Source organism: Mucilaginibacter pedocola, assembly GCF_002013915.1.
Taxonomy (GTDB): domain Bacteria; phylum Bacteroidota; class Bacteroidia; order Sphingobacteriales; family Sphingobacteriaceae; genus Mucilaginibacter; species Mucilaginibacter pedocola.
Genome location: NZ_MBTF01000036.1, coordinates 350567 through 372373, shown reverse-complemented (window position 1 = coordinate 372373; position 21807 = coordinate 350567). Strand labels below are relative to the sequence as shown.

The window sequence follows — 21807 nt, the reverse complement described above, 5'->3', positions numbered from 1 at the left end:
TAAATAATACGCAGCTATAAGCTGTATAACGCTCAAACACATCGCCATCTATGAAATTGAAAAGTGTATTGTTCTCCGCCCTGTTCGTGCTTTGCACGGCCGTATTTGTTGCCAGCTGTACTTCGGATGGCGGCAAAAAAACAACCGATAAAAAAGCTGACACTGCTGCGGCAAAAAAAGCTGAAGGTGATGCGCCGGATACACTTAGCGTTGTAAAATCGAGCTACCCTCCTACCGATAAAGCGCTGTACGATTCGTTGTTGAAATTTAATGCACATGGCGATACTACTGGCCGCTGGCCGGTTAAAAACCAACCAACTCCGCTGGGTGGTGCTATTCTGCCATTTAAACGTGTAGTTGCTTTCTACGGAAACCTGTACTCTAAAAAAATGGGCATCCTGGGCGAATTGCCGCCTAACGAAATGCTGGCCAAACTAAAAGGCGAGGTAAAAGCATGGGAAAAAGCCGATCCTAAAACACCTGTACAGCCCGCTTTACACTACATAGCCGTAGTAGCGCAGGGCGATGGCGGTAAAGATGGCAAGTTCCGTTACCGCATGCCTTTTAAACAAATAGATAGTGTATTGGTTCTGGCTAAAAAAGCGCATGCTATTGTTTTTCTTGATGTGCAGGTAGCATTAAGCACTATACAGCAGGAATTACCGTTATTCGAAAAATACCTGAAAATGCCACAGGTGCACTTCGGTATGGACCCGGAGTTCTCGATGAAAGATGGCACCAAACCGGGTAAAAAGATAGGTACTTATGATGCAGCAGACATCAACTACGTATCTAATTACTTAGCAGGCATTGTTAAAAAGAATGGCCTTCCGCCAAAAATTCTGGTAGTTCACCGCTTCACTAAAAAAATGGTGACCAACTATAAAGACATTAAACTGCGCCCCGAAGTGCAGGTAGTAATGGATATGGATGGCTGGGGCGAACCCGACCTGAAAACCGGCACTTACCGCTACTTTATTAACCAGGAGCCGGTGCAGTTCACAGGCTTTAAATTGTTCTACAAAAACGATATTAAAAAAGCACCTCACCACATGCTTACGCAGGAAGAAGTGCTATCTCGATACAAACCTTACCCTATTTACATTCAATACCAGTAATGGTGAGTGGTGAATAGAGAGTAGTGAGTGGTTGGATATTCCGACTAACCATGATCACTTCTTGCATAACACAACAGAACCCTCCTTTTCTTCGGAAAAGGAGGGTTCTTGATTTAATACAACGATACAAAAACAATGGACGCAGCAAACCTAATCAACCATTCTCCACTCTCTATTCACCAGGCACCCCTAAAATGGGGCATCATAGGCTGCGGCCGCATCGCACATCGCTTTATGCAAGGATTGCAGGCTTTGCCGGGAAATGTGCTTGCGGCATCATGGTCGCGCAGGGCGGAGACGGTGGATGCTTTTGTGTCGCAGTACGGCGGTAAGGCTTGTACCAATGCCAAAGAACTGCTGAACAGCGGCATCGATGCTGTTTATATTGCCACCCTACCCAACAGCCATACCGACTATTGCCTGCAAGCCATCGAAGCGGGCATACCTGTACTTTGCGAGAAACCCGCCACGCTAAACCTGCCCGAACTGGATAAAGTATTGGCCCTTGCCCGTGAGAAGAAGGTTTTATTTATGGAGGGCATGAAACCTCCCTTCTTCCCCCTGTATGTAAAACTAAAGGAGTATTTGGCCACCGATCCTATCGGGCGTATCGCTTACGTAAGAGCAGGTTCGTCGGTTGCCGATATCGACCCGGCACACCCCAACTTTAGTTACGAACTGGCGGGCGGCAGCCTGATGGGTATTGCCATATACGAAGCCTTTTTCGCCATAGACTGGCTGGGCGCTGCGCAAGAGATACAAGCCATGGGTAATATAGATGGTACGAGGATAGATATGTTCAGCATCTTCCAATCAAAACACGAGCACGGTTATGCACAAGTTTATTGCGGGTTCGACCTGCATGGCAAAGGTGACGCTCTGATATGTGGTACCCTTGGCCATGTCACCATCCACAAAAACTGGTGGAACCCGGCAAAAGCCACCATCAGCTACCTCGACGGGCGCACGGTAGTGCTCGACGAACCCTTCACCTCGGGTGGACTCAATTACGAAACCGCCCACTTTGCAGAACTGGTACGCACAGGGCAATTAGAAAGCCCTATCATTCCCCACGAAATGTCGCGGGGGATGATAGCGATGATAGACGAAGCCCGGAAGCAAGTGGGATTAAAGTTTGAAGGGGAGCAATAAAGCTCCCCTTTCGGATTATCGTTGAGTTTAGGGTGGTTGCTATGAACCATCATCTATAAACAATAAACTGAAATTACAGCTCTACTTTCTTCTCCCCGTTATTCACGCCTAAAATAAATTTGGTTAGGCCGCGCATGTAGGTTTTCTGGTCGTCGTACAGGCTCATGTGGCTGCCATTTTTACAATACAGGTAGCTGCCGTTTTGTACCTGGGTGGCTATCCATTGCATGTGCTTAGGGTCCATGGTGTCGTATTCGCCGCCTATGCTAAGGGTGGGTACAGATAAGCCCTTAATTTCTTTTTTGCGGTCCCAATTGGCCAGTTTACCGGAAATGCCAAACTCGCTTGGCCCCTGCATGGTAACGTATAACGATTGGTTCATTTTGCCCAGCGAACGCGTAACCGGCTCGGGCCATTCGGCAGATGGCAGGCGCAGGATATGTTTTTCGTAAAAGTTAGGTTGCAGCAGCTCCATATACTCGGGGTTGGCAAAATCGCCTTTGGCCTCTATCTCGCGGATACGTGCCAGTACTTTCGGATCAAATTGTTTAGCCAATACCTCTTGTGCATACTTGCCGTAATCGGGGCAGCTCACCATCATATTAGAGATAATGAGGCCTTTTAGGTGCTGCTGGTATTTCAGTGCATACTCGGTAGCCAAAATACCACCCCAGGAGTGGCCCAACAGGTAAAAATTATCCTTATCTAAATGCAGTGCCTGGCGTACCTGTTCTACTTCTTCTACATAGCGTGGCAGGTCCCACATCGAGGTATCTTTTGGATTATCGGAATTGCCGCAACCTAACTGGTCGTAATAAACCAGTTCGATGCCTTTGGCCGGCAGGAAGCTCTCCATACACTCAAAGTACTCATGCGTAGCGCCGGGACCGCCGTTTAGCAGCATCAGTTTCATGGCAGGGCTGTTGCCAAACTTTTTGGTCCACACCCTGAATTTACCTTTAGGCGTGTTAATGGTAACCATTTCTACGCCGCCGGTTTTTATGGCCGAGGTAGTGTCTTTAAAATAATCGCCAAGTTCGGGCGCATCATATTGTTTGGCGGCAGGGCTAACGCATGCCGAGATGCAGGCAGCGGCTAAAGTAAGGGTAGCAAGTACAAAATTTTTAATTTTCATAGCGGTGGGCTGGTTGATTTTTGTAAAGCTAACCTTTTAAGTCGGAAGTCCGAGGTCCGCAGTCCGAAGTTGCACTTGGGCTTATTAGTGGTTCCCAACTTCGGACTTTAGGCTAAAAACTTCAGACTAAAGACTCACCCCAACTCCTGCATAATAATTCCTTGGTGCTGATGGGTTGTAGTAACGGTTACCCACAGCATTAAGATCGTTACCGAGGCTATACTTTTGGTTCAGCAGGTTATCGGCGCCGGCATAAATTTCCAGCCGTGTTTTACCAAAGGGGTGCTGCCACGATGCTTTGGCCTGCAGCAGGTGGTACTTAGGGGCATAAACCGTATTGGCATCGTTAAGAGGTATAGCCGAAGTATAGTTATGCTGCACAAATGCCGAGAATCCTTGCGGGAATACAGCCTGCAACGATGACACCACAACTTCCCTTGGTACGCCTGTTAAACGGTTACCGGTGTAATTATTCCCCGATACATTATATTCCCTGAAATTGAAACGGCTAACGCTTACCGAGGTATTGAATTGCAGCCCGCGCAAAAAGTGCGTTTTATTTTGGCGGATGAGCCAGTCGGTAAAAGCCAGTTCGAAGCCGGGCTGTTTGGTTCCGCCGGCGTTTACGTAGTATTCGGTTTCGTTGGGGTTTAGCTGGCGTACAATGGCGTTATTAATACGGTAGTAAAATACCGATGCATCCAGCAACATGCTTTCATCTTTATTGCGCAGGCGGAAGCCTGTTTCGTAATTCCAGCCGAACTGTGCCTGTAAACCGGTATTTACGATATTGTTGGTAGGCCTAACCTCGGCAGTAGTTGGGGTAGAGTAGCCGCGGCTAACGGATGCACGCCAGATAAAGTCGTTAGTAATTTGGTATGATAGCGCCAGCCTTGGCATCACCTGCGGACTAAAATCGCGGTCGGTAAAATCGGCTTCGTTCAGCGGTGAGGTATTGCGGAATTTATAGTGATAGTAGTTGAGGCTAAGGGCTGCTTCGGCATGCAGGCGTTTGAATATATCGGCGGCGTAGCGTGCGAAGAAGAAGTGCTGGTTGGTGTTTATCTTATCTATCTTCTGCACATTTCCCTTTTCGCCTTTGTTGTTATCGTAATTGCTGATGAGCGAATTGGTTTGCTGCCACTCCATACCCACATTTAGTTTGCCGTTATAATTTTCAGATGCTTTACCGGCAAATTCAAAGTAAGTGCGCAGCCCATAGGTGTTCTCGTCGCGTTGCTCGTAATTGGTGATGAAGGGGTTGGCAAAATCTACATGGTTGCCAAATACGGCTAATACATTTCGTACGCCGTCGGCAAGTTTGGCATCATTGGTTATACCGCCTAAAAGCATTTTGGTATTGATACGTATCTTTTGATCGATAGCACCGGGGAGCGTGGCCGTAGGCAGCCTTGCCGAACGCGGGTTGGCCTGCATCTGGGCGAGGTTTAAACCACCGGGTGTTTGATAATCCAGGTCGGAATATAAAACGGTTGCGCGTAGTTCGCTTGCAGGGGCGTACTGGTAAGCGTCGCCGGCTTGCAGGTAAGTGCGGTGCATGCTGCTGTTTTGGCGGTAACCATCGTAATTTTGGTACGATTGGTTGATGTTGAACCTATTATTGCCCGTAGCTTTTTGCAATGATATTTTTTGATGGAACAATCCGTACGAACCACCATTAACACCTGCTGATAGGTAATTGCTATCCAATCGGCTTACGGGGTTCAGCAAAACCACGCCGCCACTATTAGCGCCGAATAAGCTGCCATCGGGCCCTTTTAAAATTTCGATGTGGCGAATGTTGCCAATGTCGAGTGCATTTAGGTAGGTATTGCCGCCGGCATCGGTTAATGGTATCTCATCAAAATAAACCTTCACATCCCTCACCCCGAAAGGCGAGCGCAATAAACTGCCACGTATAGATAAACGGTAACTCCCCGGCGAGCGCTCCTCGGCCCTGATACCCGGCACGGTATTCAGCGCGGTTACAAAAGAGTTATCGGGTTGCAACTTCAACTGTTTTGCACCCAATACGCTTACCGAAGCGGGTACGTTGATAACGGGTTGCTCGCTCAGGTAGCCTTTTACGGTTACAGTTTGCAGTTGCCTTACGGTATCTGTTTTGGGTTTATTTTGGGCAATAGCGGTGCTTATAGATAAAGAAAGCAGGAATGCGGCAGCGTAAAGTTTGTTCATATAGTTTATTAACCGCAATGGCGCTTCCTTTCTGTGCGGTGGAATTGTGCGATTCCCCTCTTGAGAGGGGTAGAGGGGTGTGCTACGGTAATGCATAGCTTAACACACCCCTGCTCTCACTCTATCCCGCCCGCCCCCTCTCAAGAGGGGAAGAAGAAACAGCCTTACGATGTAAAACAAAAATAGCCCTTTAAAACCAAAAGGGCTATCTGTAGGTAAGATTTACAAAAGTTTTACTTAGCTGCCACGCGCCATATGCGGTTACTGGCATCGTCGGCAACCAGCAGGCTGCCATCGCGGGCAACGGCCAAACCAACCGGGCGGCCGTAAACTTCCTGCTTGGCAGCATCCGCAATAAATCCCGTCAGGAAATCTTCCATTTTATTACCTGCCTTATTGTTTACAAATGGCACAAAGCCCACTTTATAGCCGGATAAAACCGAGCGGTTCCATGAGCCATGCTGACCAATGAAAGCTCCGCCTTTGTATTGCGCAGGGAATTTGTCCCCATTGTAAAATACCAAACCCAAGGATGCGGTATGCGCACCAAGTGCCAAATCGGGTACCAGGGTTTTCTTTACCATGTCGGGGCGTTTTACTTCGGGGCGCGGATCTTCGTGCTGACCGAAGTACGCCCATGGCCATCCGTAAAAGCCGCCATCTTTTACGCTGGTGAGGTAATCGGGCACCAGGTCGTCGCCCAATTCATCACGTTCGTTAACTACGGTGTATAATACATTACTGACGGGTTGTAGGGCAATACCTACCGGATTGCGCAGTCCACTGCCGTAAATGCGCTCGCCGCTGCCATCGGGGTTTATTTCGAGAATATTAGCGCGGCGCCTTTCGTTCTCCTTGCCGTGGTCGGCTATATTAGTGCCCGACCCAACCGATACATAAATTTTACTGCCATCGGCGTTTGCCAACAGGTTGCGTGTCCAGTGGTTATTGTAGCCGCCTGCCGGTAACGAGAGTATCATTTTACCCGGCCCTTCAATTTTGGTTTGCCCGGTTTTGTAAGCGTACTTCCAAATACCATCGGTATTGGCTACATAAAACGAGTTGCCGATAATGAGCAGGCCATAAGGCTGGTTCAAATTATCCAGAAACACAGTGCGCAATTCGGGTTTTCCGTCACCATCGGCATCGCGCAGCAAAGTAATTTGGTTAGCGCTTTTGCCCAGGTTTTGCGAGCCTGTTGCTCCGATAATTTTTGCACCTAATTTTTTGATACCTTTCATCTCGGTGTTTGCCTCCGAAACTAATATATCGCCATTAGGTGCTATGTAAACATTGCGCGGGTTCTTCAGGCTATCGGCAAAAAGGCTTACGCTAAAACCTGCCGGTGCAACAGGCGTTTTGCCTACCGGCCAGCCAATCACCTTACTGTAATTACGCACCGATTTTGTTTCGAAAGGTGCAGGCAATTTTACGGTTTGGCTATCAGGCGTTGCTACTTCATCGCGCTTGCTTGCATCGGGTTTTTGTTTGTTTTGCGAGCAGGCGGCAATTGCAGCGCAGGCAAATAGTATGATGGTATTTTTAATCCTCATGGTTATCCTATCGGGTAATTAAATTAACTGTGGCTATCTAAGTTTGTTTTTGGCCTACAGCTATTTAAATAATATCACCAATAAACAACAATAAACCTGCACCGTATACTAAAAAGTTTATTTTTGGCTTTGCTTTACCAAGGCGTAACCAATGCCCTCAATTAAACTTAAAGTATTAATATTTTTATTTACCCTATTTGCCGCGCTGCAAACACATGCCCAGGAATGTAAGGGTGGTTTGGGCGATGCCGTTATTAACCAGGATTTTGGCTCGGGCACGGGCTTCGGCGCAAGGCTGCCATCAACAGTCACCAGTTACAACTATGTAGCCGATGGCTGCCCTACCGATGGGAATTATACAATTGCGCGGGGCACCAGCGGATGCTTTAGCAGTACCTGGCATACCGTTTTGCAAGACCATACCGGTAACCCCAATGGCTACATGATGGTAATAAACGCCTCCGACAACCCCGGCCAGTTTTTTGAGCAGAAAACAACTATAGGTGCCCTATGCCCCAACACCACTTACGAGTTTGCGGCCTGGATAATGAACCTCATCCTGCCATCGGCATGTGGTGGCTCAAGCAGCCAGCCTAATATAACGTTCAGGATAGAGGCACCTGACGGGCGCTTGCTAAACCCTGGGGCCGATGCCAATACCGGCAATATCCAGCCAACCGCTTCGCCCACGTGGATTAGGAAATCGACTTTCTTTACCACGCCGCCCGGCATTAGCGAAGTTGTAGTACGTATGGTAAACAATGCCCCCGGTGGCTGCGGTAACGACCTTTTGCTGGATGATATAACTTTCCGCGCCTGCGGCCCTGTAGTGCAGGCAGGCTTTGCAGGTACGGCAGCAGTAACCAGCCAAAATGTATGCGAAGGGCAGCCCGCCAGCTATGATATTACCGCCACACAAGGCGAGGGCTACACCAACCCCGCCTACCAGTGGCAGCGCAATTTTAACAACGGCGCAGGCTGGGTAGATATCCCCGGCGCAACAAGTAATTCGCTTCACGTAGAGTTTCCGGCAAGCCAACTTGGGCAATACCAATACCGCCAGGGCGTTGCCGAAAGTAGCAACATCAGTTCGTTAAACTGTCGGGTATACTCAAACCCCGTTACGCTGGAGGTTACCTCGTACCCTACTGTGCCTGCCATACCACCCACCGCAGTTTGCGAAAGCGATGTATTAACCTTAACAGCTACAGGCGGAGTAACTTATAGCTGGACGGGGCCGGGGCTTACCGCCACCTCGCAAAACCCGCTTATTATCCCCAATGCAACGGCCGAACAGGCGGGCAGGTATACTGTAACGGTTACCTCGGCTGCGGGCTGCCAAACCATTGGGCAAGCCGATGTTACCGTGAACCCTAAACCGGTTATAACCATTAGCCCTGCACAAACCATATGCAAAAGTGCGAGCACCACCTTAACCGCCAACGCACCCGGCGCAGCAAGCTATAGTTGGTTGCCTTCGGCAGGCTTATCAAACCCTAACGTAGCTAACCCCGTAGCCAGCCCCGATGCTACTACAACTTACACCGTTACCGTAGTGGGCACCAACGGTTGCAGCAATACTGCGCAAGTAGAAGTAAAGGTTATAGACAGGCCAACGGTAAATGCCGGTAGCGATAAAAAAATATTTGTAGAACAGTCGGTAAAGCTTGAGGGCAGTGCAGAGGGCGAAATACTGCAATACCGATGGTCGCCAGCCGATTATTTGGACGACCCTACATCGCCAACACCAACGGCCACACCGCCCGATGATATTACCTATACACTTACGGTAACATCGGTAAATAACTGCTTCATGGTAAGCGACGATGTTTTTGTACGGGTTTATAAAAAAGTGGTTGTGCCCAACACTTTTACACCAAATGCCGACGGCACTAACGATACCTGGAACGTAGAGGCGCTGGAAACATATGCCAACAGCACCATTGGTATTTACAATAAAAACGGGCAGCAGGTGTTTAACCAAATTGGTTACGCCAAACCGTGGACGGGAACCTACAAAGGAAAACAACTTCCGGCCGGCACGTATTATTACATCATCGACCTGAAAAATGGTGCGCCGCTACTAAAAGGTTGGGTATTGCTGGTGCGCTAAGGCTAATGTTTCGGCCTCTTATCGTGCTTACAAATAGGGTATTTTAAATGCCCCTTTTTTCAATACATCGGCAAACAAGCTTACACAGAAACATGCTGCTGCAACAGGCATTTTGCCGGTGAGCAAGCTTATCATTTTGCTGTAATTACCTATCTATTTGGCTTGGCCAAAGGCTGCAATTTTACCGTTTGGCAATTGGGTTTTTCTACCGCATCGCCCCTACTTGTGTCGGTTTTTTGCCGGTTTTAAAAGCAACCGAAAAAAGCTATTGCGTTGGCTATCAATAAGATATTCCTATAAGCTATATATTATCATTCTGGGAAATCGATTAACTGTAACTTATTGAATTTGTTTCTATTAAAGTAAGTTTTCCGATTTATTTTTAATAAATGTACACCCTACAGTAAAAAGAATACTTTTGCCGCCTTATTGAGTTATTGGCTTGTTATTCCCCCCAAGTTAAATTGAAATTATTGTTGTTTTCAGTCGCGCTGTTTGCCGCGATGCAAGTGAATGCCCAGGAGTGTAAAGGAGGTTTGGGCGACCCCATTATTAATTATGACTTTGGTTCGGGCACCGGTTTTGGTGGCCCGTTACCCACATCCGTCACCAATTATAATTATGTACCCAACACCTGCCCCGGCGATGGTGAATATACTATTGCCAACAGTACACGCGGCTGTTACGATGGTTTATGGCACGATGTATCAAAAGATCATACCGGCAACCCCAACGGTTACATGATGGTCATAAACGCATCTAATAACCCCGGCCAGTTTTTTAAGAAACAAACTGCTGCAGGCGCACTCTGCCCCAGTACCACTTATGAACTATCTGCCTGGATAATGAACCTCATTAAACCATTGGTATGTGACGGCACAAGCGGCAGGCCCAATATTACTTTGTTTATAGAAACGCCGGCAGGCCAAGTTTTAAAACGCTACGAAACCGGCGATATCCAACCAACCGAGACACCGACGTGGGTGCCAAAGAGTATTTTTTTTACCACTCCCGCCAACGTTACTTCGGTAGTGGTGCGTATGGTAAACAATGCCCCCGGTGGCTGCGGCAACGATCTTCTGCTTGATGATATCACTTTCCGCGCATGCGGCCCGATAGTGCAGGCAAGCTTTGCCGGAACAGAAGGCATAACCAGCGAAAATGTATGCGAGGGGCAACCCGCAACCTACACTATTATTACAAAATTTGCCGAAGGCTATACCAACCCCGCTTACCGTTGGCAACGCAATTTTAACGATGGCCGCGGCTGGGTTGATATACAGGGAGAAACAAGCAGCACATTACATGTAGATTTTCCGCCGAGCAGTATAGGCCGTTACCAATACCGCCAGGGTATTGCCGAGAGTAGCAACATCAGCTCGCTCAACTGCCGGGTATACTCTAACCCGGTTACTTTGGAGGTTGGGCCAAAGCCTGTGGTGCCGGCCATACCACCTGCTACGGTATGCGAGGGAGATGTGCTTACACTTACCGCTACCGGTGGTGACCATTACAGCTGGACAGGCCCCGGCGTAACGGCAACATCCCAAAACCCGCTAATTATACCGAACGTAACGGTTGCACAGGCGGGTAAATATAAGGTTGTAGTAACATCAGCAGCGGGCTGCCAAGCCGAGCAATATGCCGATGTTACCGTAAACCCCAAGCCGGTGATAACCATATCACCCTTACAAACCATATGCAAAAACGCAAGCACCACATTAACCGCCAACGCACCCGGCGCGGTAAGTTATAGCTGGTCGCCGGCGGTGGGGCTATCAAGCACTAACGTGGCTAACCCGGTGGCAAGCCCCAACATTACTACTACCTACACGGTAACAATTGTTGGCGCTAATGGCTGCAGTAACACGGCAAAAGTAATGGTGAAGGTAATAGACAAGCCAACGGCCAATGCCGGCAACGATAAAAAAATAGTTGAGGGCCAATCGGTAAAGTTAGAGGGGAGCGCAGAGGGGAGCATATTGAAATACCAATGGTGGCCAACAGATTACCTGGACGACCCAACATCGCCAACGCCAACCGCTACACCGCCCTATGATATTACGTATACCCTAACGGTAACGGCGGCAAATAGCTGCTTTATAGCAAACGATGATGTTTCGGTACGCGTTTATAAAAAAGTGGTTGTCCCTAATACATTTACGCCCAATGGCGATGGCACTAACGATACCTGGAATATAGAAGCGCTGGGTAACTATGCCCAAAGCACCATAGGTATTTACAACAAAAACGGGCAGCAGTTATTCAACCAGGTTGGTTACGCTAAAGCCTGGGAGGGAACGTACAATGGAAAACCGCTGCCGGCCGGCACCTATTACTACGTCATCGACCTTAAAAACGGCTCACCTGTGTTAAGTGGTTGGGTGTTACTCGTGAGGTAAGGTTAAGTTTTAAAACTTAATAAACTTATCTATCTGCTCTTCGGTGAACTTTAGGGTATCGGGCAGGTGCAGGTTGCCCTCGGCGTTTATTTCGTTGCGGATGTTGGCTATATGTATCTTAAGTGGCATTACATGCAGATGCATATAATTGCATATGCCGGTAAAATGGTCTACCCCGCGTATGTTGCCATACTTACCCGATGACAGGCCCACCAACGCAGCTTTCTTCTCATAAAAACTCTGCGGGAAGGCGCAGCAATCCACAAACACTTTCAGTACGCCCGGGAAACTGCCATTGTATTCGGGTATTACGAACAGGAACTTTTCGGTATCGGTAACCATCTGCTGTATGGGTTTGAAGGCTGCGCTGCGTTTGCCATACAGGTCGGTTTCTATCAGGTTAGCAGGCAATTCTGCCATCGAGAATACTCTGGCATCCACGCCTTTTTCGGCAAGCCTTTTTTGATAATAAAGGGAGAGTTTATGAGTAGAACTGCCGGGGCGATTGGTGCCTGCTATAATGGTAACCATATTGTACTTAGTGAAAAAACAAATAAGCCTCGCCATAACCGGGCAAGCGCATACTATTAGTTAAAATTGACCACGCACTCATTTATTAGGCCACTAATTTGTTTGTAAGTTGGTAAATCCTGTGGAATTCTAATTTATTTTAATGCGTATCTTTGATGGCTGACGAAAAACATTACAAACATAGAAATTTCCGTAAGGCTTTTTCGTTTCATATAAACTGCTTAATTAATTTTTGAATATACATAATGGGTAAAATTATAGCTTTAGCCAATCAAAAAGGTGGCGTCGGGAAAACTACATCATCTATAAACCTGGCCGCAAGTTTGGCTGTATTGGATTTTAAGGCCCTGCTGGTTGATGCAGATCCGCAAGCCAATTCTACCTCCGGTATCGGCTTTGATCCGCGCAATATCAAAAACAGCATTTACGAATGTATCATCAATGATATCGACCCACGCGAGGCTATCCAAAAAACAGATACCCCCAACCTCGACCTGCTTCCTGCCCACATTGACCTGGTAGGTGCCGAGATCGAGATGATAAACCTTGCCAACCGCGAATACAAGATGAAAGCGGTGTTAGATAGCGTGCGCGATGATTATGATTTTATCATTATCGATTGCTCGCCATCATTAGGTTTAATTACCATTAACTCTTTAACAGCTGCCGATTCGGTGATTATCCCCGTGCAATGCGAGTATTTTGCATTGGAAGGTTTAGGTAAACTTTTGAATACCATTAAAATTGTTCAAACCCGCCTGAACACCGCCTTGCAGATAGAGGGTATATTGCTAACCATGTACGATGTGCGCCTGCGCTTATCAAACCAGGTGGTTGATGAAGTGAAGACCCACTTTGAGGATATGGTGTTTGAAACTATTATACAACGTAATACCCGCCTTAGCGAGGCACCAAGCTTTGGCGTATCGGTAATTATGCACGATGCCAACAGCAAGGGCGCAGTAAACTACCTTAACCTTGCCCGCGAAATTATCCGTAAAAATGGTTTGGTGAAGGACGAAGAATTGGCTAATACCCAAACCGCGTAAGTTATATGAGTGCAGAGAAAAGAAACGCCCTGGGTAAGGGCCTAAGCGCGCTATTGAACGATACGCCGGCAGCATCAACAGGTGCCAAAACTACTACAACCGGCGGCCCCGCAGTTTCTGAAGCTGCTGGACTGGGCACCATTAGCGAAGTAAAGGTTGCCGAAATTGAAGTAAACCCCTTTCAGCCCCGTACCGAATTTGACGACCAGGCCCTTGCCGACCTGAGCGCTTCTATAAAACTACAGGGCCTTATACAGCCCATTACCGTTAGGCGCATTAATGCGCACAGCTATCAGCTAATATCGGGCGAGCGCCGGCTGCGTGCCAGTAAACTGGCCGGGCTTACACAAATACCCGCCTACATACGCAGCGCTAACGACCAGCAAATGCTGGAAATGGCCCTGATAGAGAACATTCAGCGCGAAGACCTGAATGCCATTGAGGTGGCCCTGAGTTTTCAGCGGATGATAGATGAGCTGAAGCTAAAACAGGAAGAACTGGGCGACCGCGTAAGCAAAAACCGCAGTACGGTTACCAACTACCTGCGTTTGCTGAAATTGCCGCCAACCATACAAATATCATTGCGCGATGGCGAGATAACTATGGGCCATGCCAAGGCTTTGCTTGCTGTTGACGATGCTACCACGCAATTATTTGTTCACCAGCAAATTATAAAGCAAGGGCTATCTGTTAGGCGTGCCGAAGAAATGGTGAGGGAGATACAACAGGCTCCTGTAAAGAAAGAAGGGAAGCAACCCGAAGCATTGCCATTCCAGATGCAAAAGATACAGGATGAACTGGCCTCGAAATTCAGCAGCAGGGTAAAATTAAAAGTTAACGCCCAAGGCAATGGAAGTATAGAAATTCCGTTCCTTTCTGAAGACGACCTGGGGCGTATACTCGAAATGCTGGATTGGTAAATTATGCTTAAACAACTGTTTGTTACTGTACTTTTTATAGGTTTCGCTACTGTGTGCCTGGCCCAAACCACCGATACATTAGCGAAACGAAAGGATACTACATCGGTTGTTAAGCGCGATACCGTTGTGCGCAGTTCTTTTGCGCCAAAAATCAAAAAAGAAAAAACCTATCATCCCGATAGTACCCATATCCCCAGCCTGGCCGTAAAGCGTTCGCTTATTGTACCCGGCTGGGGGCAGGTGTACAACAAAAAGTACTGGAAAGTACCCATCATTTATGGCGGTATAGGTTTGCTGGGTGCTGCCGTTATTTATAACCAAAGGTATTTTCAGCAATTTTTAGCGCTTGCCAAAATCACTAAAACCGGTACCGAGCCTAAACCCGGGGAACCCCTATACGCTTCCTACTTAAAATACCAAACCGAATATGAGTTGTACAAAAGTGCCGGCTACCAGGCACTTGCCGATGCATCTGACAGTTACCTCCGCAACCGCGACCTGAGTATACTGGGCATACTGCTTGCCTGGGGCATACAAGCCGTTGATGCTTATGTAGATGCCAAGTTCATCAGTTCGTACACAGTTGATAATGACCTCTCCTTGAGAGTTACCCCCGGGCTCATCAATCAGCAGCCTGTTTATGCCGCAAATTTTTCGGGTTCGTATATTCCGGGTATAAAAATTACCTTTACGCTTAAATAATAAGCTGCAATAATTTATACGGATGAATATAGCATTGTTAGGCTACGGCAAAATGGGCAAAATTATAGAAACCATTGCCCTCGGCCGCAACCACCAGATCGTTTTAAAAATAGATAGAGACAACCAGCACGAGCTAACTGTAGAGAACTTGCAAAAAGCCGATGTAGCCATAGAGTTTAGCACCCCCGGTACCGTATTGGATAATATAAACACCTGCTTTGAGGCGGGCGTTCCGGTAATAGTAGGCACCACGGGCTGGCATAATATGCTTAGTTCCGTAAAGGAAAATTGCGAGAGCGGTAATCACACCTTGCTTTATGGCACCAACTTTAGCGTGGGCGTAAACATCTTTTTCCACGTAAATAAAATACTGGCCAAGCTGATGAATAACTACCCGTACTACGAGGTGCAGGTAGAAGAGATACACCACACCCAAAAGCTCGATTCGCCAAGCGGAACGGCTATTACTATTGCCGAAGGGATACTTGATAACCTGGAAAGCAAAAAGGAATGGGTGAACGAGCTTGTTGGCGAACCAACTACTGAAGATAGCGCCGTAGCGGCTGACCAATTATTGATAGAAAGCCACCGCATAGAGAGCGTACCCGGCACCCACACCGTAATATACGACTCGGAAGTGGATAGCATTGAGTTTAAGCACACCGCCCACAACCGCAACGGCTTTGCCCTTGGTGCCGTATTGGCTGCCGAATGGGTGCAGGATAAAAAAGGCTTCTACTCGGTAGAAGATATGTTTCAATTTTAACGCAAGTCGCAGTGAATATCATAGGATTCTTTATTGCTGTTTTTCTCCTGGTTTTAGTCCCTTATATAGGCTTGTGGAAATTGTTTGAAAAAGCCGGAGTGCCGGGCTGGAAAGCCCTTATACCGCTTTACAATGCTTACACCATGATCGAGCTGAGTGGCAGGCCAGTATGGTGGTGGTTTTTGTTATTGGTACCGGGGCTTAATATTTTAGTAGCTTTCGGGGTCACCATCGATTTTATAAAATCGTATGGTAAACTAAGCCTGGGGCAAATTCTCGGTTCGGTAACCATACCGTTTATTCTTTTTCCAAAATGGGGATTTGATAAGGAAACAACTTATTGGGGGCCATCAGTAACGCCCGAATTTAAAGCAAAGCATCAAAAGAAGTTAGCCAAGTCCTCTGCCCGCGAGTGGACCGAGGCCATCATCTTTGCCGTAGTTGCTGCTACACTTATCCGCACCTTATTTATAGAGGCTTACACTATACCCACACCATCAATGGAGCGCTCGTTATTAGTAGGCGATTTCCTTTTCGTAAGTAAAGTTAATTATGGTGCACGTATGCCTATTACGCCGGTATCGTTCCCTTTTGCGCACCATACCATGCCCCTCATTGGCACTAAAGCGTATTGGGATGGCATAAAACTGCCCTACTACCGCCTGCCCGGTTTGAGCGATGTGAAGAAAGGCGATGTAGTGGTATTTAACTACCCTATGGAAGCCGACACCCCGTTAAATCGACCTGTAGATAAACGCGAGAACTATATTAAACGCTGCCAGGGCGCACCCGGCGATACCATTGCCTTACTACAAGCCCAGGTTTATGTAGATGGCAAGCCTATGCCAAACCCGCCCGGCTCGCAGATAGATTATACCGTTTTAGATAACGGCACGCCGCTAAACCCCGATGTGCTGCAGGAACTGGAGGTTACCCAGTATGATAACACCCTCAGCCCTACCATGACCAAAGCCTCGGCCGCGAAAATTAAAGGTTTTTCCAATATCAAATCTATCGCGCCTAACATTGCCAAGCTGGGTGTTGGCGATCCGTCCATCTTCCCTAATGGCACGCCTCAATATAAGCTGAAGGCTACAGATAAAGACTTTAACTGGAACGTAGATAACTTTGGCCCTATCATTGTCCCTAAAAAAGGCTGGACGGTAAAATTGGATAGCTTAACCCTACCAGTTTACGGTCGCGCTATTGAAGTGTACGAAGGCAACAAACTGGAAATAGCCAACGGCGAAGTAAAAATAAACGGGCAAAAAGCTACCAGTTATACCTTTAAAATGAATTACTACTGGATGATGGGCGATAACCGCCACGATTCCGCCGATTCGCGCTACTGGGGCTTTGTTCCTGAAGACCACATTGTGGGCAAAGCCTTGTTCATCTGGATGAGCTGGGACGATAATGCCGGCTTCTTCAGCAAAATACGCTGGAGCAGGTTATTCAGAGGCATCAACTAAGAATTTTAAAACAGGCCGCTCGAAAGAGTGGCCTGTTTTGTTTAATCGACATGTTTTGGGATTGCAAAGGCATTAGCCAAATTGCCGCGTATGCTTTAAAAGCGATTTCCTTGGGGCACCAAACAAAATCGGCATGGCGAAAACGCAATGCCGATTACTTGTTTATAATGATATTTACAAACTAAACCTATATCCCCGGTTTATTATTTTCCGAGCCTTCGGCTACGTTCCCTCCCCTGCCTTTGGTATCAAATGCGCGGAATTTTACGGTACCAGTGGCATCTACCGGGCCATCGTACACTTTACTGCTGGCGGTTGGTTCGGTGCCATCGGTAGTGTAGCGAATGGTTAAGCCGGGGTATTGTATATTGCTTAGGTATTTGCCATCCTGCAATACCACACCCGGTTTCGGTATCCTGAAGCTGTAACCGCCCTGGTAATAGTTCAGGCGGGGCAGTTCGCGCTTGCCTAATATGTTCATGAATTTGCTCCACTCCGCGTTGTACATGGCGCGGGCTTTGGTGGTATCTTTCTCCATTGTCCAGGCGGGGTCTTTGGCCCAGGCGCGCTCTGCCAAACCTATCAGTTTCGGGAATACCATATAATCCATACGGTCGGCGGTTTTAACGGTTTCGGTCCATAGGGCGCCTTGCAGGCCTATAATGTTTTGCTTACCGTAGTCGGTTAGGCGCTGCTTGCCGGTGAAGATATTGCGGTTGATGGGTTGCCCGTTTTTATCAACGTCGGCATTTTTAAAGTAATCGAAAGGAATAAAAGAGTAGAATTTATCTATCCCTAAAAACGCCCCCCAATAGTAGCCCGGCTCATCGAAGGATTTGTAGTTGGCCATATCGAAGTATAGGTTGGTAACGCATGTAAGTACTACCTTGTAGCCGCCATTGGCCAATTTGTAGGCCAGATCTTCCTGCCCATCGCCCAGTACATTGTTCCAAACATCTACCTGCATGCCCTCGTTCACAAATTGCGGGTTAGGTACATAGGTGTTCTGGCCATCTACGGTAGTCTTACGCAAGGCCATCTCTTCCCAGCCCGACATGGTGATGTTACGTTTTTTCAGCATGGCGTTCAATTTGCCATAAAAGTAATACCACAGGTCGCCGGTGTTTTTTATTTCGGGGTTCTTATCCTTCAGAGCCAGATAAGAAGGCGATTTTTCCCATACGTGCGGCGGCACCTCATCGCCACCAAAGTGGATGGCAGGCAGCGGCGCGCTTGCTTCCTTATAGATGTTCACCAGATCATTTATAACCGTTTCGAAGTAGTTATAGGTAGATGGCATGGCCACATCTATCACGTTATCGTTCCAATACTGCACCGAGCGGTATTCCGATTTATCGTTCACATCGCGCAGCAAATAACGCTCGGCACCGGCTTTATCGCCTGCGGCCATCAGTCGTGTATAACGGTTATCCATCGCTTTAATAGAAGCACGTGCGTGGCCGGGCGATTCTATCTCGGGCAATACCATTACGTGGCGCTCGTTGGCGTATTTCAGTATCTCTATGTAGTCGGCTTTGGTGTAGTAACCGGTGCCGGCAGTATTGCTAAAGTCGGGACCAGAACCATGCGAGGCCGGGAGATAGTTTTTGCTATCCAGCGTGTGGCCGCGTTTAGAGCCTACGGCAGTTAATTCGGGCAGCGATGGTAATTCAATACGCCAGCCTTCATCGTTAGTAAGGTGGAAGTGCAGCACATTGAGTTTGTAAACCGCCATCAGGTTTATCAGCTTCAGCACCTGCTCTTTGGTTTGGAAGTTACGGGCAACATCAAGCATTACGGCACGGTACGGAAAACGCGGCTCGTCGGCAACCTCGAGACATGGCACTGTGATAGATGACTGCGGTTTTGCCCATGGCTCGGCAGATAATGTGGTTTTGAAAGATTGAATACCGTAGAACAAACCGGCAGGCGTAGCGGCGGTTATGGTGATGGCATCGGGCGTAATGCTTAACTGGTAAGCTTCGGCACCGAGGCTTGCATCTTTTTTAAAGATCACTTTTTTGCCTGATGCAGATGGCTTCAGTTTGCTGCCCAATAGCTTTTCTATACCGGTAATAAAGTACCGTTTCTCGCCCTCGAATAACGGGTCGCTTTCTATAGCAATGCTGTTGGTGATGGTAAAGCTTCCGCTATTCTCTTTGTAGCTTGCAGGTGTTGGGATGATCTTTTGCAGCGAGGCAGCGGGAATATCCTGAATGATCTTGTTTTGGTTGTAGATGATCTCGGGCGTAATTAAGCCCAGGTAAGTTGGGTTGAAGGGTTTAACCACAAAATCGCCAATGGCGTATCCTTTGTTAGGTTCGCTATCCCAAACCAGGTAAGGGCCTTCAATGGCATCGGTAAAGTTTACCACCGGCGATTCGCAGATGTAATCTATCCTACCGCTTTTTCCGGGTTTTATGGCTTTAAATTCGGCGTTGGGTGTAATGCTGTATAAGTCGCCGTTGATGGGTTCTATACGGGCATTACCGCTAACCGCATTGGCCACAAAATTGCGCGAAGAGTTGAAGTAGAATTTCCAGCCCGAAGCAGGCAGCGATGTTTTGCCTTTATTGGTAATGGTGATGGCCGTGAGCGCTTCGCCTTTGTTTTGATAGTTGTTATCAACAACCTCCCAGGTTATCACCAGGTTTTTGGGGTTAAACTTTGGCTCATCAGCATTAGCAGCAAAAGCTTTGACGTTGACGGCGGCGACAAGCAGCAGTACAATAAAACGACGCATCATAATTAAATTTTAGGTTTGAGAACCGTAAATATAATTAAATTATCGGTTTACGATGTTGGCTATACTTTTTAAAATATTTTTTAAAGTACGAATTTTATCCAGCCCTGCCCCTCGTTGCCAAAGATGAATTGTTTGGGATGTATCATCTCTGCCAGCATTTCCAGCGAATCTACAATGCGCGGACCGGGGCGGTTAAAGTAGTTGTTGCCATCGGCAATGTAAATGCGGTTATTCTTTACCGCTTTCAAGTCGGCGAAGCCGGGTTTATCAAGCAGCAGGTTTATTTCGCGCATAGTGCGCTCTATCGAAAATCCGCAAGGCATTAAAACGACCACATCTGGGTCCTGATTCTGTATATCTTCCCAGTTTACATAGGGCGAATGCTCGCCTGCGCGGGCAAGTATTGGTGTGCCGCCTGCAAGTGTAACCAGCTCGGGCACCCAATTGCCCGATATCATCATCGGCTCAAGCCACTCTATACAGGCAACGGTGGGTTTGTTTTCCATAAACTTTAGCTTATGGCGAATAATATCTACGCGTTCCTGCAGATCTTCTATCAATTGTTCGCCGTCAGCGGTTACGCCCAGCGCTTCGGCAACGGTGGCAATATCTTTTAAAATATCATCGAGGCTGTTGGGTTGCAGGGAAATGATATGGGCGGGCTTATCCAAGTAATTTTCTAATACCTGCTCAACATCCTGTAACGACACAGCGCATGCCTCGCATTGTGCCTGCGTGATTACCACATCGGGCTGTAATTCTTTGATCTGCTCACGTTTTACGGTGTAAACGGACAGAGCATCTGCCAATATCTCTTTAACTCTTGCATCAATAGCCGCACTGCTTAAGCCGTCCGGAATATTTGCTTCGCTGCAAACGGGTAGCTGTTGCACGGTTTCGGGGTAGTCGCACTCATGCGAGCGGCCAACCAGGTTAGCCTCGAGGCCTAAGGCACAAACAATTTCGGTAGCGGAGGGCAGCAGGGATATTACTTTAGGAGCGGGCATGTGTCAGTGTGCAGTTTTCAGTTGGCAGTTTGCAACATTAAAGATGCAAATATGCGAATAATTGTGTTAGGCTTTATTTAACCACAGAGAACGCAGAGGTTGCGCGGAGATGCACAGAGAGATTTGCAGTTTGGCAAGAGTTTTTTTAGGAGAGTCGAATCTCACGCAAAGACGAAAAGGGAAGCTTTTTTCAATTCGTGTAATTCGATCTAATACGTGATCATTCGTGTTAACTCAAATAGCCCATTACATAACTAACAAATTAGAATGATTATATATTATCTTTGCCCCCGATGATATTCCTGACCTTACTTGCCGGGGTGATAGCCAACTTTATAGGGTATATTCCACCGGGAAATATAAACCTAACGCTCGTTCAGATTACTATAAACCGGGGCTTTAAACAGGCCATGCAGTTTATTATAGCGTTTTCGTGCGTGGAGTTTTTCTTCACCTTCATGGTGATGCTTGGGGCCAAATGGTTATCAGAACAGGTAAAGTTGGATACCGCTATCGATTGGGTGATGGTGGTGCTGTTTAGTACCCTTGCTATTATTACCTGGCGCAACCGTAACAAGCCACCAAAAACTACCTACAGCGAACACGCCAGCATCAAATACGGCATACTGCTGGGTTTTTTAAACCCGATGCAAATCCCTTTCTGGATGGTAACCGGCACTTACCTCATCACCCACGAATGGATAGACGACAAACCACTAGACCTGGTTTTCTTCAGCGTGGGCTCGGCAGCAGGCGCATTTTTAGCCTTATTCTTATACGCACAATTTGCTAAGTTTCTTCAAAAGAGGTTTGCCTTTAGCACCCGAGTTATAGATACGGCCATTGCCATATTGTTCTTCGGCTTTGCCCTTTACCATATTTTTAAGCAGATATATTTGGCGTGGTTTAAGCATTAAGCGCCAGCCCCCTAACCCCCTGAAGGGG

Annotated in this window: 16 protein-coding genes; 10 read left to right on the top strand and 6 right to left on the bottom strand. The window is 47.5% G+C overall.

Features of this window, described 5'->3' with window-relative positions; all coding sequences use genetic code 11:
• The first annotated feature begins 50 nt into the window (after window positions 1–50).
• Both BC343_RS26270 and BC343_RS26265 read left to right on the top strand, forming a co-directional pair.
• On the top strand, window positions 51–1118 hold the full coding sequence (locus BC343_RS26270; protein ID WP_078350788.1) for a hypothetical protein: 1068 nt from the start codon (window positions 51–53) through the stop codon (window positions 1116–1118).
• A 135-nt stretch (window positions 1119–1253) separates the two neighbouring features.
• A complete protein-coding gene (locus BC343_RS26265; RefSeq protein ID WP_078350787.1) occupies window positions 1254–2270 on the top strand; it encodes a Gfo/Idh/MocA family protein in 1017 nt (338 codons plus the stop codon).
• Between the two features lie 73 nt (window positions 2271–2343).
• Here BC343_RS26265 and BC343_RS26260 read toward each other — a convergent pair whose 3' ends face one another.
• From BC343_RS26260 to BC343_RS26250, 3 genes are all read right to left on the bottom strand, one after another.
• On the bottom strand, window positions 2344–3405 hold the full coding sequence (locus tag BC343_RS26260) for a proline iminopeptidase-family hydrolase (RefSeq protein WP_078350786.1): 1062 nt from the start codon (window positions 3403–3405) through the stop codon (window positions 2344–2346).
• Window positions 3406–3531: 126 nt separating this feature from the next.
• Entirely contained in the window at window positions 3532–5601 is a 2070-nt protein-coding gene (locus BC343_RS26255; RefSeq protein WP_078350785.1) for a TonB-dependent receptor, read from the bottom strand.
• Between the two features lie 233 nt (window positions 5602–5834).
• On the bottom strand, window positions 5835–7154 hold the full coding sequence (locus tag BC343_RS26250) for a PQQ-dependent sugar dehydrogenase (RefSeq protein ID WP_078350784.1): 1320 nt from the start codon (window positions 7152–7154) through the stop codon (window positions 5835–5837).
• A gap of 151 nt (window positions 7155–7305) precedes the next feature.
• Between BC343_RS26250 and BC343_RS26245 the strand changes: the two genes are divergently transcribed.
• Complete coding sequence (locus tag BC343_RS26245) at window positions 7306–9267, top strand: gliding motility-associated C-terminal domain-containing protein (RefSeq protein WP_078350783.1); 1962 nt, start codon at window positions 7306–7308, stop codon at window positions 9265–9267.
• Between the two features lie 503 nt (window positions 9268–9770).
• Window positions 9771–11669 carry a gliding motility-associated C-terminal domain-containing protein gene (locus tag BC343_RS26240; protein WP_078350782.1) on the top strand — a complete coding sequence of 633 codons (1899 nt, stop codon included), beginning with the start codon at window positions 9771–9773 and terminating at the stop codon, window positions 11667–11669.
• 9 nt (window positions 11670–11678) lie between these two features.
• Here the strand turns inward: BC343_RS26240 and BC343_RS26235 are convergent, their stop codons facing one another.
• A complete protein-coding gene (locus BC343_RS26235; RefSeq protein ID WP_078350781.1) occupies window positions 11679–12200 on the bottom strand; it encodes an NADPH-dependent FMN reductase in 522 nt (173 codons plus the stop codon).
• A 245-nt stretch (window positions 12201–12445) separates the two neighbouring features.
• On the opposite strand from BC343_RS26235, the gene BC343_RS26230 reads away from it, so the two are divergent.
• The 5 genes from BC343_RS26230 (at window position 12446) to lepB (ending at window position 17109) form a co-directional block, all read left to right on the top strand.
• Window positions 12446–13249, top strand: a complete 804-nt coding sequence (locus BC343_RS26230) for a ParA family protein (RefSeq protein ID WP_078350780.1) — start codon at window positions 12446–12448, stop codon at window positions 13247–13249.
• Between the two features lie 5 nt (window positions 13250–13254).
• Window positions 13255–14169: a ParB/RepB/Spo0J family partition protein gene (locus tag BC343_RS26225; RefSeq protein ID WP_078350779.1), complete on the top strand. Its 915-nt coding sequence runs from the start codon at window positions 13255–13257 to the stop codon at window positions 14167–14169.
• Between the two features lie 3 nt (window positions 14170–14172).
• Window positions 14173–14871 (top strand): DUF5683 domain-containing protein, encoded by a 699-nt coding sequence (locus BC343_RS26220; protein ID WP_078350778.1) that lies wholly within the window; start codon window positions 14173–14175, stop codon window positions 14869–14871.
• 22 nt (window positions 14872–14893) lie between these two features.
• Window positions 14894–15637 (top strand): 4-hydroxy-tetrahydrodipicolinate reductase, encoded by a 744-nt coding sequence (gene dapB / locus BC343_RS26215; RefSeq protein ID WP_078350777.1) that lies wholly within the window; start codon window positions 14894–14896, stop codon window positions 15635–15637.
• Between the two features lie 71 nt (window positions 15638–15708).
• Complete coding sequence (lepB, locus tag BC343_RS26210; protein WP_238381874.1) at window positions 15709–17109, top strand: signal peptidase I; 1401 nt, start codon at window positions 15709–15711, stop codon at window positions 17107–17109.
• A gap of 187 nt (window positions 17110–17296) precedes the next feature.
• Here lepB and BC343_RS26205 read toward each other — a convergent pair whose 3' ends face one another.
• Entirely contained in the window at window positions 17297–19855 is a 2559-nt protein-coding gene (locus tag BC343_RS26205) for a family 20 glycosylhydrolase (RefSeq protein ID WP_238381873.1), read from the bottom strand.
• An 80-nt stretch (window positions 19856–19935) separates the two neighbouring features.
• Window positions 19936–20862: a cobalamin-binding protein gene (locus BC343_RS26200; protein ID WP_078350774.1), complete on the bottom strand. Its 927-nt coding sequence runs from the start codon at window positions 20860–20862 to the stop codon at window positions 19936–19938.
• Window positions 20863–21155: 293 nt separating this feature from the next.
• On the opposite strand from BC343_RS26200, the gene BC343_RS26195 reads away from it, so the two are divergent.
• Window positions 21156–21779 (top strand): LysE family translocator, encoded by a 624-nt coding sequence (locus tag BC343_RS26195; protein ID WP_078350772.1) that lies wholly within the window; start codon window positions 21156–21158, stop codon window positions 21777–21779.
• Window positions 21780–21807: the final 28 nt, after the last annotated feature.

Coding starts and splice junctions, on each gene's coding strand:
- BC343_RS26270 (WP_078350788.1), top strand. CDS start 51: ATGAAATTGAAAAGTGTATTGTTCTCCGCCCTGTTCGTGCTTTGCACG.
- BC343_RS26265 (WP_078350787.1), top strand. CDS start 1,254: ATGGACGCAGCAAACCTAATCAACCATTCTCCACTCTCTATTCACCAG.
- BC343_RS26260 (WP_078350786.1), bottom strand. CDS start 3,405: ATGAAAATTAAAAATTTTGTACTTGCTACCCTTACTTTAGCCGCTGCC.
- BC343_RS26255 (WP_078350785.1), bottom strand. CDS start 5,601: ATGAACAAACTTTACGCTGCCGCATTCCTGCTTTCTTTATCTATAAGC.
- BC343_RS26250 (WP_078350784.1), bottom strand. CDS start 7,154: ATGAGGATTAAAAATACCATCATACTATTTGCCTGCGCTGCAATTGCC.
- BC343_RS26245 (WP_078350783.1), top strand. CDS start 7,306: ATGCCCTCAATTAAACTTAAAGTATTAATATTTTTATTTACCCTATTT.
- BC343_RS26240 (WP_078350782.1), top strand. CDS start 9,771: ATGCAAGTGAATGCCCAGGAGTGTAAAGGAGGTTTGGGCGACCCCATT.
- BC343_RS26235 (WP_078350781.1), bottom strand. CDS start 12,200: ATGGTTACCATTATAGCAGGCACCAATCGCCCCGGCAGTTCTACTCAT.
- BC343_RS26230 (WP_078350780.1), top strand. CDS start 12,446: ATGGGTAAAATTATAGCTTTAGCCAATCAAAAAGGTGGCGTCGGGAAA.
- BC343_RS26225 (WP_078350779.1), top strand. CDS start 13,255: ATGAGTGCAGAGAAAAGAAACGCCCTGGGTAAGGGCCTAAGCGCGCTA.
- BC343_RS26220 (WP_078350778.1), top strand. CDS start 14,173: ATGCTTAAACAACTGTTTGTTACTGTACTTTTTATAGGTTTCGCTACT.
- dapB (WP_078350777.1), top strand. CDS start 14,894: ATGAATATAGCATTGTTAGGCTACGGCAAAATGGGCAAAATTATAGAA.
- BC343_RS26205 (WP_238381873.1), bottom strand. CDS start 19,855: ATGATGCGTCGTTTTATTGTACTGCTGCTTGTCGCCGCCGTCAACGTC.
- BC343_RS26200 (WP_078350774.1), bottom strand. CDS start 20,862: ATGCCCGCTCCTAAAGTAATATCCCTGCTGCCCTCCGCTACCGAAATT.
- BC343_RS26195 (WP_078350772.1), top strand. CDS start 21,156: ATGATATTCCTGACCTTACTTGCCGGGGTGATAGCCAACTTTATAGGG.